The organism is Caldimonas taiwanensis NBRC 104434, from assembly GCF_001592165.1.
Taxonomy (GTDB): domain Bacteria; phylum Pseudomonadota; class Gammaproteobacteria; order Burkholderiales; family Burkholderiaceae_C; genus Caldimonas; species Caldimonas manganoxidans.
The window spans coordinates 43,184-60,064 of record NZ_BCWK01000014.1; the positions used below are offsets into that span (position 1 = coordinate 43,184).

Sequence of the window (16,881 nt, forward strand, 5' to 3'; positions counted from 1 at the left end):
ATGATATCGGTGCAGGGCCGCCCTATCATCGCCGTACCGGCAGGCTTCCGTGTCGCCCTGCCCCAGGTGTTCCCCAGGTGTTGCTTCCCATGTCCGCCGATCTGCACATTGCCGTGGTCGGCGCCGGCCCCTGCGGCTTGGCGCTGGCCTTGCTGGCCGCGCGCGAACTGCCGCACGCGCGCCTGACCGTCTTCGATGCCCGAGCGCCCGAGCATGACGTGGGGGCCGATCCCCGCACTTTGGCGCTGTCGCTGGGCAGCGTGCAGTTGCTGCAGCGCCTGAAGGTCTGGCCCGCGGCGGCGGCCGAGCCCATCCGGCGCGTGCATGTGTCGCAGCAGCAACCCTTGCTGCTGGTGCGCCGGCAGCCAGAAGTGGTGATCGATGCGCTGGAAGAAGGCGTGCCGATGCTGGGGGCGGTGCTGCGCTACGGCCGCTTGGTGGCCCCGCTGCAGCAGGCCTGGGCCGACGCCTGCGCTGCCCAGCCGCAGCGTCTGGCCCTGCGGCTGGGAACCCCGGTGCGCTCGCTGAAGACGCTGCACGGCGCCGTGGAGCTGGACACCGACATCGCCGAACGCTTCGACTTGGCGGTGGTGGCCGAAGGCGGGGTGTTTGCCGAGCAGGCGCGCAAGGCGCTGCGTCACGACTATGCGCAAACCGCCTGGGTCGGCCAGGTCACGGTGCGTGGGTTGCCCGCCGGCACGGCCTATGAGCGTTTCACCGCCCACGGGCCGGTGGCCTTGCTGCCGCTGGGGGGCGAGGAGGCCGCGCTGGTGTGGTGTGTGCCGCAGCAGGACGATCCCGTGCAGCCCTTGAACGATGCGCAGCGCATCGCCGTGCTCAACCACGTGCTGCACCCCGACACCGGGCGCGTGGTGGCCATCAGTCCGCTGAAGGCGTTCGCACTGGGGCTCAATGCCGAACGCAGCTTGGTGCAGGGTCGCACGGTGCGCATTGGCAATGCGGCGCAAACACTGCACCCGGTGGCCGGCCAGGGCCTGAACCTGGGTCTGCGCGACGCCTTTGAACTGGTACGACGGCTGCGCCGCTCGGGCGGCGACGTGGACGCCGCACTGCGGCGCGCGGAATGGGCCCGCGCGGGGGACCGCTGGGGCACGATCGCCGTCACCGACTTCCTGGCGCGCAGTTTCGTGTGGAACCTGCCGGGCTTGGGGGCAGCCCGCGCGCTGGGGCTGGCTGCGCTGCAGCGGATGTCGCCGGCCAAGTCGCTGCTGGCGCGGCAGATGATGTTCGGCCGACGATAGGCCGCTGCCCCACGGCGCGCGGGCGCACCGACACGGCACTGCCGGCATGGCAGCTGCCGGCGGGCTGGCGTTCAGATCTCGGTGTCGTCCGCGACCTCGGGCACGGGCGTCAAGGGAATTTCGACCGTCAGCACAGTGCCGCCGCCAGCCGCAGGCCCGATCTCGAAGCGGCCGCCAAAGGCATCGACCCGGTGTTTCATGCCGCGCAGCCCGTGGCTTTTGAGCTTGCGTGTCTGCGCCGGGTCCAACCCCACGCCATCGTCGCGCAAACGCAGCAGCAGGCGGTCGCCTCGGGTTTCGAGCACCAAGTCCACCCGGCTGGCGCGGGCGTGTTTTTGCACATTGGTCAGGGCCTCCTGCACGAGCCGAAACACCGCTAGGCTGCGTTCGCGGTCGAGCTCGAGGGCCTCGGGCAGATCGCGCTCGATGTGCAGCCCCGACTGGGCTTGCACCTCGTCGGCCAAGGTCTCCAGCGCAGCCACCAAGCCCAGGTGGCTGAGGGTCGAAGGCATCAACCCTTCGATGACACGGCGTTTGATCTGCACGCCTTGCTCGAGGTTGGATTGCACGCGCTGCAAGGCCTCGATCGCTTCTTGCGGCAGCTGCAAGCCGCGCCGCAGCAGCAGGCCGACGTCCATCTTGCTGGCCGTCAGCAGCGCTCCGAGCTCGTCGTGCAGCTCGCGCGCCAGCCGGGCCTTTTCCTGCTCGGCCACTTCCTGCAAGTGGGTGGCCAGCTCCGACAACTCACGCGTGCGCAGCCGCACCGCACGCTCCAGCCGATCACGCTCCTGTTGCAAACGCTGGGCCATGCGCTGCTCCTCTGCGAACTCGCCGCGGTAGGCCTGAAAGAGCAGCACGAGCAGCATCAGGCCTGCGACCAGCGTGCCCAGCGAGACCCAGCGCTGACGCTGCAGTTCGCCGGCCGCCTCGGCCTCGGCGCGTTCGAGCAAGGCACGCTCGCGCGCGACCATGCGGCCGATGGCTTGGCGCAGGCTGCCATCGGACACGGGACTGGGTTGCAGCACCGCGTCGATCTGTGCGGGCGTGGCGCGGGGCCCCAAGGCATCGAGCCGCGCCAGTTCTTCGCGCTCGGCGTCGATGTAGCGCAAGGCCACGGCCAGATCCTGCGGGTCGGCATGCGGCAGGCCGCCTTCGAGCAAGGGCGGGTACAGAGCGACGATCTGCTGCAAGGTGGAACGGTGGCGCCAGAGGCTGTCGGGCGTGCGTGTCAGCAGATACTCGGCCTGCGTGGCATCGGCCCGAGCCGCGAGGAAGGCCAGGCTGTCGAGGTTGGCGGAGAACACTCGTGAGCCTTTGAGTTCGGCATAAGTGTGGACCAGCCGCTCATAGCCGCGCTCGGTGATCCACAGCATGCCCACCCCCAAGGCCAGGGCCAAGGGCAGCGCCAGCTTGAGCACGGCCAGCCGACGCAGCAGACGCGCCGGCACTTGGCCGGAGCGCGCCGCGGCGGCTTGCAGGTCCTGGTGAATCCGACGCAGTCGGCGCAGCACCTCGCGCCACACGCCGCGCAAGGACCAGGAGGACGGAGCAGAAAAAGGCCTCATCGATGTCAGCGGATTCCGACAGACCGCCCGGCATGCAGGATGACACCGGCCGTCGCCTCGCGTTTCTACCATGAGGGCATCGGTGGTGGCAGCTTGGGCCCGCAGCGGCCGCATCGCCACGGACCCCTCCGCCGGCTCATGTCCTTGGGGCTTGGCGGCTCGGTAGGGTGCGCCCTCCACTTTCTTGCCATTCAGAGGTCCACATGCCCCAGCCCGACTTGGCGAATCCCGCCGTGCTGTGCCAGACTGGGCATCCTGCGGCTTGGCACCTTCGCATGCAACGCAAACGCCTGTTGGTGGCCGACGATCATCAGATCGTGCGCGCCGGCCTGCGCCAGTTGATCGACGCAGAACCCGACCTGGTCGTCGGCGGGGAAGCCTCGACCAGCGCCGAGACCTTGGCCCTGTTGCGCCACAGCGGCTGGGACTTGGTGCTGCTGGACATCTCGCTGCCGGACCGCACGGGCGTGGACACGCTGCGCCTGATCCGCCACCATGTGGGCGAGGTGCCGGTGCTGATCGTCAGTGCCTTCCCGGAAGAGCAGTACGCCATCAATCTGTTGCGCGCCGGCGCCAACGGCTACTTGAAAAAGGATGCCGATGGCGCAGAGATCTTGCGCGCCATCCGCGTGGTCTTGCAGGGGCGGCGCTATGTGAGCCCGGTGGTGGCCGACCTGATGACCGAGCGGATGGACCAGCCCGGGGCTGGGCCGGCCCACCAGGATTTGTCCGAACGCGAATTCCAGGTGCTGTGCAAGCTGGCCTCGGGCATGTCGGTGACGCAGATCGCCGACGAACTCTTCATCAGTGTCAAGACGGTGAGCACATACCGTGCGCGACTGCTGGCCAAGCTGCAATTGTCGAGCAATGCCGAGCTGACGTACTACGCGGTGAAGAACGGGTTGATCCAATAACCAGCGTTCAATAGCGAGCGTTCAATAGCCAGCGTTCAATAAGCAGCGTCCAAATCAGCAGCGCCCGCGTCGCCGGGATGAGCACGTAGGCCCGCGCCTACAGACGTGCACGGGCTGCTGCGCTAGGCTCAGACCATCATGCATGCGAGCGCATCCACTGCCGTCCCTCCGCGCGTGCCCGAGCGCACGGTGTTGGTGATCGAGGACTCGGCCTTGATCCGCGAGCGCCTGGTCGAGTTGGTGCACAGCTGCGAGGGCTTCCGGGTGACGGCTCAGGCCGACACCGAGGCCGCCGCGTTGAGCGCGCTGCGCGAGCAGGCCTTCGATGTGGTGGTGGTGGATTTGCAGTTGCGCGAGGGCAGCGGCTTCGGGGTGCTGAGCGCGCTACAGCATCTGCAACCGCGGCCGCTGACGATGGTGTTGACGAACACGGCCTCGCGCGCGGTGCGCTTGCGCTGCTTGGCCCTGGGGGCCGAGCATTTCTTCGACAAGTCTTATGAATTCGACCGTGTGGCGCTGGCCCTGGACGCTTTGCGTGCGCAAGCCCCACCGCACAAGACCCCATGACGCGCTGCGGTGCCGCGCGTCGCGCCACCAACCCTGCCTAGAATGGGTTGGTCCTCCCTTTTCATTGACCACAGGAGAACGCCATGTCTGCCAATGCCCCCACCGAAGCCGCTGCCGCTGCCGCCGAACGCACTGAACAGGCCGCCCGCCGCGTGGCCCGCGGGGTGAGTCAGGCGGCGCAAGACAGCGCCAGCACCCTGGAGCGCGAATGGGCCGATCTGAAGGCCGATCTGGCCGAGCTGATGTCCAACCCGGCCGTGCGCGACCTGCCCGAGGTGCGAGCGCTGAAGGAAAAGCTGCAGGCCTCTTTGCATCGGGCCAGCGAGGCCGTGGCCGACGTCACGCATGACATCACCCAACGGGTGCGTCACACCGCGGCCATGGCCGATGAATACGCTCACGAGGAGCCCTGGAAGGTGGCTGGCATCGCCGCCTTGGCCGGCCTGCTGGTGGGTGTGTTGATCGCCCGCCGCTGACCCACCGAGTCAGCCCCATGCTGGCGCGGCTGTTCGCCCCCCAGATCGATGCGCTGATCGAGCGGCTACGGCGCGTGTTGGCGCTGGGCGTCGAGGTGGCGGTCGACCGGGTCACCCTGGCCCAGCTCGAATGGCAAGACGAAAAGCGGCGCCTGGCGCGGCTGTTCGTCAGCCTGCTGGCGGCAGTCTGGCTGGCCGGCCTGACCGTCAGCTTCCTCGGCGCGCTGGTCATCATCGCCTGCTGGGACACGCCCTGGCGCGTCGCAGCGGCCGCCGGCGTGGTGTTGGTCCTGGGCGTGGGCGCGGCATGGGCCGTCTTCCAAGTGCGGCGCCTGCTCGAGCAAGGGGATCAGGCCTTTGCCTTGTTGCGCCGCGAGCTGGCGGCCGATCTGGAGACCCTGCGACGCTTGCATGAGGGCCAGGGGCCGGCGGTGGCCAGTCCTGCGCCCATGCCGCCCAGCGACGATGCCCGCCCTTGGACGCCTGAGAGTCCACCATCATCATGAGTGCGCCCCCGCCGAACCGAACGCCCGAACAAGAGCACCGTGATGCCCAGCGCGAGCTGTTGCTGTTGCGCATGGCGCGCCAGCGAGCGCAATTGCGTGCGCTGGTGGCACCGCGCGCAGCGGCCGCGCCCGGGCCTGCGAGGCCAGCCGGCGCCCCCGACCTCGGCCCGGGCGATGCCGATTGGCCGGCCCACCCGCGCTTGAGCCCGGCCTTCCCGCGCAGCCAAAGCCTGCGGTGGATCCTGGCCAACCCCAAGGCGGTGGCCGTCGCGGGCTTGGTGACCGCCATGGCGCTGTGGGCCGGCCCGCGTCGTCTCGGGCAGACGCCCGTGTCGGTCACACGCGCGGCCGTGGGCTTTCTGCGAGGCATGCGCGAGGGCCTGGCATGGCTGCAACCGCTGCTGCCGCTGCTGGGCCTGTGGCTGAGCCGGCCGCGGCCCGCACGCCCGGCACGCCGCCCGCCGCCTTGGCCGCGCGAGCGCAGCCCCCATCGCCGGCCGCCGGCCGACGATTCGCCGTTCTTCTAAAGGTCTAAAGGCCCTCGTGAATGACCGGCCCGGGATCACAGCCGGCGATGCGCCAAGGCCGGCAAGCGTTGACGCACTTGGGCGATGCGTGCGGGATCGAGCTCGGCGCAGGCCACCCCCTCCCCCTCTTCCACGCGCGCCAGCACCTCGCCCCAAGGGTCGATGATGAGCGTGTGTCCGAAGGTGCGGCGCCCGTTCTCGTGGCGCCCCCCTTGGGCCGGCGCCATCACATAGCACTGGTTCTCGATCGCCCGCGCACGCAGCAGCACCTCCCAGTGAGCCTGCCCGGTGGTATGGGTGAAGGCCGAGGGCACGGCGATCAAGTCGCACGGCGGGCGCATCAGCGCCCGGTACAGCTCGGGAAAGCGCAGGTCATAGCAGATGCTCAGCCCCAGGCGCAGCGCCACCCCCTGGCGCGACTGCAGGTCCACGGCCACGGGCTGGTCGCCGGCACGCAGCACCACGGCTTCGTCGTAGAGCTTGTGGCCCTCGGGACCATGTTCCTCATAGCGAAAGAGATGGATCTTGTCGTAGCGCGCACGGCAGCGACCCTGGGGATCGAAGACGAGGGTGGTGTTGGTGACGCGCTGCGCCTGCTCGGTGCGCAGGGGCAGGCTGCCGCCGATCAGCCAGAGGCGGTGCTCGCGTGCAGCCTGCGCCAGCGCTTGCTGCCAAGGCCCGTGTCCCGGCGGCTCGGCCAGGGACAGCTTGTCGGTGTCGCTGTGGCCCATGAAGGCGAAATTCTCGGGCAGGCCCACGAGTTCGGCCCCTTGCGCCGCGGCCTGCGCGATGAGGTCGCGGGCACGTTCGAGGTTGTGGGCCGGGCGGGTGGAAGACACCATCTGGACCGCAGCAATGCGCATGGAGACTCCTTCGTTGGGGATCGGGGGTTCATCCCCCCGGCAGCGCAGGGCTGGGCGCCCCACTGGTGGCCGCTGGCGCCGCCGACGAAGCGGCGCGGGGGACGGCCAACACCTGAGGGTCACTCCACGAGCCCGTGATGCGGAATTCACGGGTGTTGGCCTCGATCATGGGTTTGCGCAAGAACAGCTGCGCCAAGAAGGTGCCCAGGCCCACGGCCGGATTGATCGCGGCATACACCAGCGAGGCGCCGCCGGCGTTGATCTCGGGCACCACGACCACGCGCAGGTCCTGGGTTTCGTGCCGCAGGTCGGCGCGGCCTTCCATCAGCACCGCAGCGGCCACCCCCCGCATGCGCAGGTTGTCGGTGTGGGCCACGCCACGCTCGATGCGCACATCGCCGCCGAAGTCGTCAAAGGCGAAGCCTTCGCTGAAGACATCGCGGAAGTCGAGCATCAGCCGCCGAGGCAAGGCCTGCAGGCTCAGCACGCTGATGAGCCGCGCCGCGCCGGGGTCGGCCTTGAGGAAGCGGCCGCGTTCGACATCGACGCGCAGCTGTCCTTCCAGGCTGGCCAGGTCGGGAGCCAGGGGCGGACCCTGCCAGCCGATGCGACCGCTGGCGCGCCCTTGGCCGCCGCTGAGCACGCCGGCCTGCCCCCATTGCTCCAGCAGGCTGCCGCTGTCGGTCACGTCCAGCTCGAAGTCCAGTTCGGTGCGGGCCGTGGCCCCGCCGAGGCCATCGCGCACGGCCAGCCAAGCACCGCTGGCCCCGAAGCGAGCCACGGCGTTTTGCAGCGACAGTCGCCGCAGCCGCCATTCACGGAACTCGCCAGTGCGACGGCTCTCGGCCTGCACTTCCAAACGCCCCAAGGCACGCGAGCCCCAGCGGAAGTCCTCGACCTCGATGTCCAGGGCGGGTGCTGCACGGTCCGAGCCGAACGGCGTGGCCGCCGGTGTTCCATCGCCAGGATCGGCCTCGGGCCAATTCAGACGGGCCAGCCGGGCTCGGAGCTGGCCGCCGGCGGCCCCAGGCTGCCATTCGATGCGGCCTTCGAGCTGTTCGCTGCGGACCTGGCCACGCCAGCCTTCACCGGCGCGTTCGCCCGTCAGACGCACGGCCGTGAACCGCCGGCCCGCGGCCTGCACCGCCGCGCTGCGCAGCTCGACGCGATCGGGCGCATAGTCCGCCCCCGGCGCCTCGGCGCTGGCCAGACCGGCTTCGAAGCTTTCAGCCACGGCACGCCAGCGGTCCATGTCGAGCTGGGGCAAGGCCACCCGGGCGCGCACGCCGCTGGCCGGCAGCGGCAGGGCATCGCCCAGGCCGATGGCACCGGCCAGCACGCGCGTGGGGGTGCCTTGGGTCGCGTCGCCCAGCGCCCGGCGGTAATGCACCCACAGCGATTGACCGAGCTGCACGCGCACCTGGTCGCGTGGTGTGCGGCCCGGCTGCAGGCTGTCGGCCTCGACGGTCTGCGTCACTCGCAAAGGCCAGGGCCGCGCCGCGGGCTTGTCCAGCGGGGCGGGCAGGGTCGAGGCCAGTCCGGTGAGGTCGCTGCTGAGGCTCAGCTCGGGCCAGCCTTGCACCAGACCGAACTGGAGCCGGTAGGCCGTCTGGCCTTGCAGGTGCTCGGCCAGATAGGGCAGCAGCCCCAGTTCACGCACCTCGCGCAGGCCGGCGGCGCTGGCCGTGCCTTGGCCTTCGAAGCGCACACTGCCATCGCGCATGGTGCCGCCTTCGAACTGCAGCTCCCCCCCCAACACCCGGGCCGAGGCGCCATGCACCGTGAAGCCCTCGTCGGAAAAGCTCACCTCGCCGCGGGCGCGCGCCAGCACGGGCGTGTCGGGTCGCAGCCGCAGGTCGTTGCCGTCCAAACGGACGCGCCCCTGCACGCGAGCCTGCGACGGGTCGTCCAGCGGCAGTTGCACCGACAAGCGCAGCTGCGCCAGGCCGCTGCCGCTGGCCTGGGCCAGCGCATGATGCGTCCACTGCCCCACCGGCGTGTCATTGACGAAACGCAAGGCATCGGCCAAAGGCCCGCTGCCAGCTCCGCTCAAGCGCAGCACGGGCTGATGTGCCAAGTCCTCGATGCCGCCGTTGACGTCTTGCAGTTCGAAGCCGAAGAGCCGAGCCCGGGCCTGTCGAATCTGCATCGAGTGCCGATCGAACACGAGCTCGCCATGCACATGGGTGAAGGCCGGCCAGGGCGAGGCTTGCCCCTCCTGGCCGGGCACGTAAGCAAAGCTGGCCTGCTCGATGCGCGAGGCAATGCGGAAAGTGCCGTCTTGGCCGGGCGCATAGGGGAAGTCCCACAAATCACCCTGCACGCGGAACTCCACCTCGCTGGCGCGGCCGGCCATCACGGCGCGACGCACATAGTCACGCACCGAGGCGGGCAGTTGGCGCGGCAGATACCGCCAGATGCGCGTGGCCTGGGCCTGGTCGAGGCGGCCCTGCAGATCGAGCACGCCGGGCAGCCGCGCCCCGCGGCCCACGCCGGCGGCCGCGCCGGTGCGCCATGTCCCAACGAAGCGCCCCTGGGCATCTGCATTGGCAAAGTGCGCGTCGCGCACCTGCACAGTCACGGCCGGGCCATCCTCGCCGGCCGTGAGGGTCCAGGCCAAGTCGGCCTGCAGCTCGTCCAGCGGCACGCGCGGATCGTCGAACACGCCCGGGAACACCAAGGCGCCTTGACGCATGTGCAACCGGGCCGAGCCCCCGGACTCATGGGCTTGGAAGGCCAAGTCGGCCCCTTGCAACCCGGGACGCCCCACCGTCGGCCCCACGGCCTGCGCGGCCAGGCTCACGCCGAACAACTGGCCACTGACCCGGTACGCCCGTGGTGCACGCCAATCGCCCTGCCATTGCAGCGACAAGGGTTCGGCCCGACCGGCCGGCTGCACTTCGGCCAGTCCGGCACGCAAGCCCGCCGGCAGGGGCAGCCGTTGTGCCAACGCGGCCAAGGCGGCCACATCGGCGCGCGGCAGATGGAGCGACCCGTCCTCGGTGAGCCCTGGTGTGGACGCCGCACGCCACCGCAGCTCGAAGGACGGCGGCAGCCCTGCCCAAAGCGCCGCCTGCGCCGGGGCCGTGTGCGTGGCGGCCGTCGCGCTCAGCCCCTGCAAGGCCACGACTTGCTGCCCGCCCTCCTCCTCACGCCAGAGCAGGCGCGCGTGCAGGCCGCCCAGCTCCAGGGCCTGGTCGACCCCTTCGAAGCGGGCTTGCAGATCGGTCAGATCGAGGTCGAGGGTCACACCGCTCCAGCGCCCGGCCTGCATGTCCGCCCACACCCTCAGCCCTCCGACGCCGCGCTGCAGCTGCAGCTCGGCCGGCAAGTGGCGGCGTAAAGCCTGCAAGTCCACCCGCGGCAGCTCGGCATAGGCCTGGCCGCTCCAACGCGAACGATCGGATGGACGGGTCAGCAACGGCTGCGTGAACCGGCCCCGCAGCGACAGGCGCTCGCCCCAGCCGTCCACCGGGGTGGCATCGAGCCGGAACTCATGCCGACGCGGCGCCAGGGCGCTGTTGCGCATCACCACCTGCACGTCGCCAAGCTCCAGGGGCGGCAGGCCGCGCTGCTCGTCGATCCAGCGCAGCTGCCCCCCTCGCACGCGAAACTCCGGCAGCGAGAGGAACCAGTCCAGGGCCGCCGGCGAGGCCGACGCACTGGCGCCAGTGTCCCCCACATCCAACCCGGCAATGAACAGCCGCCCCTGGGCATCGCGCCGCACGGCCAAGCGAGGGGCCTCGATGTCCAGGCGGCCCAATCGCAACTCGACATGCCACAGCGAGGCCCAAGACCATGTCCCGCTCAGGCGCGGCAGACGCAAGGCTTCATGCCCCTGGCTGTCGAACAGGCGCACCTCATCGAGCTCGAACACCGGCGTGCCGCCGTGAAATTCCGCACGGATGCGCCCAATCTGCACGGGCACCCCCAAGGCCCGGGTGGCGGCCTGCTCGATCGGCACACGCCAAGTGTCGATTCGCGGCAGAATCACCGTGTGCACGACCAGCCACACCAGCAGCATGAGGCCCAGCGCCGCCACCGTCATCCACTGCAACACGCGCACGATCTTGCCAACGGCCCGACGGGGCCATTGGAACCAGGCATGCGGCAAGACAGCAAGACTCATGGGGACGATGACGGCAGCCGCCACGGCTCGCGCAGCAACGCGCAAGCCATCGGCGCCCTGCGCGATGAGGCCATCACAATCTAGCACAGGCATCTGATCAGACCCCAGGACGGGCCATGGGTTTCCACGAAGTTGTCAGCGGCGGTCGCTCCGCCACCGGCCCAGGGGTGAGGGCCGAGTATTCCCGCTTCGTGCAGCGGGTGCGTCGTCGCCATGGCGACATCTTGGGCTTGCTGCCCCCTGGGCTTCCCGACCCGCCCCGCATCGAAGCCCTGATCGATGCCTTGCTCGGTCGCGGTCGATCGCTGGCAGCGGCCTTGCGGCAGGCGCGTCAGCTCACGCTGGAGCGGCTGGCCGTGCTCGACATCGAAGGCGCCGCCAGCATGCCCGAGATCGGGCAGGCGATGACCGCGCTGGCCGAAGTGACGCTCGACCGTGCGCTCAGTGCGGCTTTGGCCGAACAAGACGAGCGCCACGGCGCACCGCTGAACGAAGCCGGCCAACGCATCGACTTCTGGGTCGTGGGCATGGGCAAGCTCGGCGGGCGCGAGCTCAACGTTTCCTCCGACATCGACCTGGTCTACGTGTACGAGGAAGCCGGCATGACCGCCGGCAACGCGCAAGGGGGCGGCCGCATCTCGGCACACGAATACTTCTCGCAGGTGGCGCGCAGCCTGTACACGCTCATCGGCGACACCACCGAGGATGGTTTCGTCTTCCGTGTCGATCTGGCCTTGCGACCCAATGGCATGTCCGGCCCGCCCGTGGTGAGCCTGGCCATGCTGGAGGAATATTTCCTCGTGCAAGGCCGCGAGTGGGAGCGCTTTGCCTGGCTCAAAAGCCGTGTGGTGGCCCCGCGCGCCTCGGTGGTCTCGGGACGGGCCTTGCAGTTGCGGGATGTGGTCATTCCCTTCGTCTTTCGCCGTTATCTCGACTACGGTGTGTTCGAGAGCCTGCGCAACCTGCACCGCAAGGTGCGCGAAGAGGCCGCGCGCCGCGCCGCCGGCCGGCCCGAGCGCGCCAATGACGTGAAGCTCTCGCGTGGCGGCATCCGAGAAATCGAGTTCATCGTGCAGCTGTTGCAGGTCGTGCGCGGCGGCCAGTTCCCCGAGATCCGCACCCGCTCGACGCTGCGCGCCCTCGAACGCCTGGCCCAGGTGGGCGTGATGAAGCCCGAGACGGCGCAGCAATTGGCCGAGGCCTATGTCTTTTTGCGCCGGGTCGAACACCGCATCCAGTACCTCGACGATCAGCAGACCCACCAGCTACCCACCCATGACGAGGATTTGCGCTGGATCGCCGGCAGCCTGGGCCTGGCCTGCCATCGCGATGCCTGCGAGTTGATGGACCGTCTGCTGCAAACCCGCGAATTCGTGGCGCTGGAGTTCGACGCCCTCTTGCACGATGGCCAATCCCCGCGCCCGGGTGGCTGCAAGGGCTGTGGCGAGTCGCTGCCGGCGCTGGACAGCGAGGCCTTGCTCGAGCGGCTGCCGCTGGCTCTGGCCCAACGGGTCAAGCCTTGGGTGGCGCACCCGCGCATCGCCGCTTTGCGCGACGACACCAAGCAACGACTGGCCAAGCTGGTGTTGCGGTCGGCCCAGCGCGTGGCGCAAGGCGACATCCCCGACGAGGCGGCCTTGCGCTTCATCGACTGGCTCGACCCCCTGCTGCGCCGCGAGAGCTACCTTGCCATGCTGGTGGAGCGGCCCGAGGTCCACCAGCGTTTGCTGCGCCTGCTGGGCTTGGCGCGCTGGCCGATGCGCTATCTGATGCGCCACCCCGGCGTGATCGACGAGCTGGCCGACCCGCGCCTGATCTACACCCGCTTCGATGCCGCCAGCTTCGTGCACGACCTGGAGCAACGCCACGAAGCCTGGGCGCGCTCGGGCCAGGCCGACGAAGAAGCCCTGCTCGACACCCTGCGCCGCGCCCATCATGCCGAGGTGTTCCGCACCCTGGTGCGCGATGTCGAGGGGCACATCAGCGTCGAGCAAGTCGCCGACGATCTCTCCGCCCTGGCCGATGCCACCGTCGAATGCACCCTGCGCTGGGCCTGGCCGCACCTGCGTCAACGCCATGCCGAGCAACCGCGCTTTGCCGTCATCGCCTACGGCAAGCTCGGCGGCAAGGAACTGGGCTATGGGGGCGACCTCGACCTGGTCTTCCTGTTCGACGACGACGACGAGCGCGCGCCCGAGGCCTACGCCGCTTTCGCGCGCAAGCTCATCACTTGGCTGACCCTGCGCACCAGCGCCGGCGAACTGTTCGAAATCGATACCGCCTTGCGCCCCAACGGCAATTCCGGCTTGCTGGTGACCTCGCTGTCGGCCTTCGAGGCCTACCAGAAAGGCCGAGGCAGCAACACCGCCTGGACCTGGGAGCATCAGGCCATCACACGGGCGCGCTTTTGCGCCGGCGCAGCGGACATCGGCGCGCGCTTCGAACAAGTGCGCCGCGAGGTGATCGCCGCCCCGCGCGATGCACGGGCCGTGCGCGAGGAAATCCGCGCCATGCGCGCCAAGGTGCGCCAGGCCCATCCGGTCAAGGACGGGCTCTTCGACGTCAAGCACAGCGAAGGCGGCATGATGGATGCCGAGTTCGCCGTGCAATGCCTGGTGCTCGCCCATGGGGCCACCCACCCCGAGTTGCACGATGACGTGGGCAACATCGCCTTGATGCTGCGCGCCGAACACGCCGGCTTGCTCTCGGCCGGCACCGGCCAAGCCGCGGCCGAGGCCTATCGAGAGCTGCGCCGCGCCCAGCACCGCGCCCGCCTGGACGAGCGACCCACGCAGTTTCCGGCCGAACAACTCGCCGCGCCGCGCGACGCGGTGCGAGCCCTGTGGCGCGAGGTCTTCGGCGACTGAGCCAGCCCGGCGTCGCCTGGGTTGCGCTGGCCAGCGCGGCAGCCCTGGGCTCGCTGCTGGTGGCCGTCGCCAGCTGGGCGGGGGCCCCGGCCCACGAGCCGCTCGTCTGGTGGCGCAGCGCCCCGCAGCAGATCTGGCGCTGCTGGAGCGCCGCCTTCGTCCATGGGACCCTCGGCCATCTCGGCGCCAACCTGGCCGGCTGCGCCCTGCTGGGCCTGCTGGGTTGGCAGGCCCGGCTGAGCCTGTCGGCCACGGTGGCCTGGGCGGCGGCCTGGCCGCTCACCCATGCCCTGCTGTGGCTGGCTGCGCAACCCGAGCGTTACCTGGGTCTGTCCGGCGTGCTGCATGCCGGCGTTGCCGTCACGGCCGTGATGCTCCTGTGGCGCCCCGGCGGCCGCTGGCGCGGGTTGGGCGCCGCCCTGGGGCTGGGGTTGGCCGCCAAGATCCTGCTGGAGTCCCCCTGGCACGGCGCCGTCCAGGTCAGGCCCGACTGGCCCTTTCCCGTGGCCGTGGGGGCCCATGCCACCGGCGCCATCGCCGGGGCCTTGTGCGCCATCCTCTTGCAGCTGGCTCGGCCCCGGACGGACACGGTGTCGCCAAGGCGATAGCGCGCCACGCCCCGTTGGTTTGCACTGGCAGCTCCCACCGCTTCCAGGAGACCCCCCATGTTCGTGCTCTGCGGCTTTCCCCTGTCCAACTACTACAACAAGGTCAAGTTGGCCCTGTTGGAAAAAGGCGTCCCGTTCACCGAGGAAGACGTGGCCACTGGCGAACCCGCACGCGCGGCCGGCTCGCCGCTGGGCAAGGTGCCCTTTGCCCGCACCGAGCATGGCGTGCTCTGTGAAAGCGAAGCGCTGATGGACTATATCGAGACGCGCTGGCCCACCCCGGCGCTGCTGCCGGCCGATCCCTGGCAGCGCGCCAAGGTGCGTGAGCTGACGATCTTCCTCGACCTGCATCTGGAACTGGTGGCGCGCGAGCTCTACCCCCAGGCCTTCTTCGGCGGCACCGTGAGCGAGAAGAACCGCGAGCGCGTGCGCGCCCTGCTGAACAAGCACCTGGCCGGCTTCAAGCTCTTGGCGAAGTTTTCGCCCCATGTGGCCGGCGCGGACTTCACCCAAGCCGACTGCGCCGCCTATGTGCACCTGCCGCTGGTTGCCTTGTCAACCCAATTGGTGCTGGGCGAAGACCTCGTGGCCGCGCATGGCATCGACTGGAAGGCCTATGTGAAACACGTGGGGCAGCGCCCCAGCGCCCAGAAAGTGACCGCCGACCGCAAGGCGGACCAGGCGCGGCGGACCGCCCGGCCGTCTTAGCGACTCAGCCCACCAGCTTGAGCCCGAGGATGCCGGCAATGATCAGGCCCACGCACAACAGGCGCAGCGCCGTGGCGCTGTCGCCAAACAGCACGATGCCCAGGATCACCGTGCCCACTGCGCCAATGCCCGTCCACACCGCATAGGCGGTGCCCACGGGCAGCTCGCGCATGGCCAAGCCCAGCAGCACGACACTGGCCACCATGGCCGTGACGGTGAAGGCCGAGGGCCAGAAACGGCTGAAGCCCTCGGTGTATTTCAGGCCGATGGCCCAGGCGACCTCGAAGAGGCCCGCAATGAAGAGCAAGGTCCAGGACATGGTGACGTTCCCTGTGGAAAGGCCGCCATGGTAGGAAAAAGCCGCCCCGAGGGCCGGCTGTTGCTTCACAACCACCCAGACGATGCAGGGTCGTCGATGCGGCGCCTCAGGCTCCAGCAGGCTGTGGCGCTTCGCCCCCGGGACGCGTGGCCGCAGCCAGTCGAGCCGACAATTCCTTGCGGAAGCGATTGAGCTCCTGCACGCTCTTGAAGCTGCGATCCATCAGCAAGCTCAGGTTGTGCAGAATGCGCTCGACCACCTTGTTCTCCCAGGTCGCATCGAACTTGATCTGCTGATCGAGCCAGCGCTCCAGCCACTCGGGATTGGGCAGGCGGCTTTGCACGGTGTCGCGCGGGTAGAGCTTGGCGTTGACGTGCAGATTCGTCGGATGCAGGGCCTGGGCCGTGCGCCGCGCACTGGCCATCAGCACGCCCACCTTGGCAAACGCGGCCTTGGCCTCGTCACCGAAGCGAGCGATGGCGCGCTTCATGTAGCGCAGGTAGGCGCCACCATGGCGAGCTTCATCGCGCGCCAAGGTCTCGTAGATCGCCTGGATGACCGGCTCGGTGTGCCATTGTGCCGCCCGCCGGTACCAATGGTTCAGACGAATCTCGCCGCAGAAATGCAGCATCAGCGTCTCCAACGCCGGAGCCGGGTCGAACTCGAAGCGCACCTCGTGCAGCTCTTGCTCGGTGGGCACCAATTCCGGCCGGAAGCGGCGCAGGTATTCCATCAGCACCAGCGAGTGCTTTTGCTCCTCGAAGAACCACACGCTCATGAAGGCCGAGAAGTCGCTGTCGTCGCGGTTGTCGCGCAAGAACATCTCGGTGGCCGGCAGCGCCGCCCACTCGGTGATGGCATTCATCTTGATGGTATGCGCCTGCTCGTCGCTGAGTTTGGATGCATCGAACCGATCCCAGGGGATGTCGCGCTCCATGTTCCAGCGCACGGCTTCGAGTTGCTTGAAAAGCTCGGGGTACAGCATGTCGGTTCCTGTGGCGACGAAAGTGCAATGAGAGATCGACTCGATGCGAACTACGCCATGCCGGAGGCGTTGGACGCAAGCCCTGGAGGCCATCGAGGTTTTGCAACGGCCCTGGCGCGGCTTGGCGCAGAGCCTGGCGATCGGCCGGGCTCCCACGGCCCAGGCGCATCGTCATGGACCACCGACGGCCGCTCGGCCCGCCACGCCAAGCGGCCATTGTCCAAGAAGTTCCCCGACAACGTCGTGAAAGGGCCGGCACGCGGCCCGGTTTTCTCGCTCGGGCCGCATTCGCGCCATCGGCCTGGGCAAGCCATCGCGGGCCCGGCAGTCGCCCGGCTTCAGCCCCACCCGCCCTGAGACAGGGGCCCGCCCCTGGCATCGACCCATCCTGACCGGCGCCTCGGAACCCAGCCTGCGGCCTCGCCCCAAGGCCCCCCAAAATTTCGCTGGACAAATGAACCATTCGATGCAAAATTATACTACACAGTTCTATTTGAAACTGCAAAGTTCAATCATGACGCTGATGACGCCGCCCCTCGCCCCTGCCTGCGCCCGCATCGGCCCGCACCGCCATTGCGGAACTTC

General features: G+C 69.2%; 14 protein-coding genes. 9 read left to right on the top strand and 5 right to left on the bottom strand.

All coding sequences use genetic code 11. From position 1 onward, the window contains the following. Positions 1-89: 89 nt before the first annotated feature. Positions 90-1,262, top strand: a complete 1,173-nt coding sequence (locus CTA01S_RS12115; protein ID WP_062195887.1) for an FAD-dependent monooxygenase — start codon at positions 90-92, stop codon at positions 1,260-1,262. A gap of 71 nt (positions 1,263-1,333) precedes the next feature. Here the strand turns inward: CTA01S_RS12115 and CTA01S_RS12120 are convergent, their stop codons facing one another. Beyond that, on the bottom strand, positions 1,334-2,827 hold the full coding sequence (locus CTA01S_RS12120; protein ID WP_157451360.1) for a sensor histidine kinase: 1,494 nt from the start codon (positions 2,825-2,827) through the stop codon (positions 1,334-1,336). Positions 2,828-3,102: 275 nt separating this feature from the next. Between CTA01S_RS12120 and CTA01S_RS12125 the strand changes: the two genes are divergently transcribed. The 5 genes from CTA01S_RS12125 to CTA01S_RS12145 all read left to right on the top strand — a co-directional run bounded on the left by CTA01S_RS12125 (position 3,103) and on the right by CTA01S_RS12145 (position 5,817). Continuing rightward, on the top strand, positions 3,103-3,741 hold the full coding sequence (locus CTA01S_RS12125; RefSeq protein ID WP_019560673.1) for a response regulator: 639 nt from the start codon (positions 3,103-3,105) through the stop codon (positions 3,739-3,741). A gap of 138 nt (positions 3,742-3,879) precedes the next feature. Further along, positions 3,880-4,308 (top strand): response regulator, encoded by a 429-nt coding sequence (locus CTA01S_RS12130; protein ID WP_084362415.1) that lies wholly within the window; start codon positions 3,880-3,882, stop codon positions 4,306-4,308. Between the two features lie 83 nt (positions 4,309-4,391). After that, positions 4,392-4,784, top strand: a complete 393-nt coding sequence (locus tag CTA01S_RS12135; protein WP_019560671.1) for an ElaB/YgaM/YqjD family protein — start codon at positions 4,392-4,394, stop codon at positions 4,782-4,784. A gap of 17 nt (positions 4,785-4,801) precedes the next feature. After that, positions 4,802-5,290 (top strand): phage holin family protein, encoded by a 489-nt coding sequence (locus tag CTA01S_RS12140; RefSeq protein WP_062195891.1) that lies wholly within the window; start codon positions 4,802-4,804, stop codon positions 5,288-5,290. Further along, positions 5,287-5,817, top strand: a complete 531-nt coding sequence (locus CTA01S_RS12145; RefSeq protein ID WP_062195893.1) for a hypothetical protein — start codon at positions 5,287-5,289, stop codon at positions 5,815-5,817. The genes CTA01S_RS12140 and CTA01S_RS12145 overlap by 4 nt, the downstream gene beginning before the upstream one ends. Positions 5,818-5,852: 35 nt before the next feature. Here CTA01S_RS12145 and CTA01S_RS12150 read toward each other — a convergent pair whose 3' ends face one another. Together CTA01S_RS12150 and CTA01S_RS12155 are read right to left on the bottom strand one after the other, a co-directional pair. Next, entirely contained in the window at positions 5,853-6,680 is an 828-nt protein-coding gene (locus CTA01S_RS12150) for a carbon-nitrogen hydrolase family protein (RefSeq protein WP_019560668.1), read from the bottom strand. 28 nt (positions 6,681-6,708) lie between these two features. Further along, positions 6,709-10,809, bottom strand: coding sequence for a YhdP family protein (locus tag CTA01S_RS12155; RefSeq protein WP_198150876.1), 4,101 nt, complete (start codon positions 10,807-10,809; stop codon positions 6,709-6,711). Positions 10,810-10,925: 116 nt separating this feature from the next. Between CTA01S_RS12155 and glnE the strand changes: the two genes are divergently transcribed. The 3 genes from glnE to CTA01S_RS12170 are packed head-to-tail and all read left to right on the top strand — an operon-like array spanning position 10,926 to position 14,992. Beyond that, positions 10,926-13,676, top strand: coding sequence for a bifunctional [glutamate--ammonia ligase]-adenylyl-L-tyrosine phosphorylase/[glutamate--ammonia-ligase] adenylyltransferase (gene glnE / locus CTA01S_RS12160; RefSeq protein WP_019560665.1), 2,751 nt, complete (start codon positions 10,926-10,928; stop codon positions 13,674-13,676). Then, positions 13,652-14,284: a rhombosortase gene (rrtA, locus tag CTA01S_RS12165; RefSeq protein WP_062195897.1), complete on the top strand. Its 633-nt coding sequence runs from the start codon at positions 13,652-13,654 to the stop codon at positions 14,282-14,284. The genes glnE and rrtA overlap by 25 nt, the downstream gene beginning before the upstream one ends. 57 nt (positions 14,285-14,341) lie before the next feature. Further along, positions 14,342-14,992, top strand: a complete 651-nt coding sequence (locus CTA01S_RS12170; protein ID WP_062195900.1) for a glutathione S-transferase family protein — start codon at positions 14,342-14,344, stop codon at positions 14,990-14,992. 4 nt (positions 14,993-14,996) lie between these two features. Here CTA01S_RS12170 and sugE read toward each other — a convergent pair whose 3' ends face one another. Together sugE and CTA01S_RS12180 are read right to left on the bottom strand one after the other, a co-directional pair. Next, positions 14,997-15,311 carry a quaternary ammonium compound efflux SMR transporter SugE gene (gene sugE, locus CTA01S_RS12175; RefSeq protein ID WP_062195903.1) on the bottom strand — a complete coding sequence of 105 codons (315 nt, stop codon included), beginning with the start codon at positions 15,309-15,311 and terminating at the stop codon, positions 14,997-14,999. Positions 15,312-15,417: 106 nt separating this feature from the next. Further along, on the bottom strand, positions 15,418-16,296 hold the full coding sequence (locus CTA01S_RS12180; protein WP_019560662.1) for a diiron oxygenase: 879 nt from the start codon (positions 16,294-16,296) through the stop codon (positions 15,418-15,420). Positions 16,297-16,881: the final 585 nt, after the last annotated feature.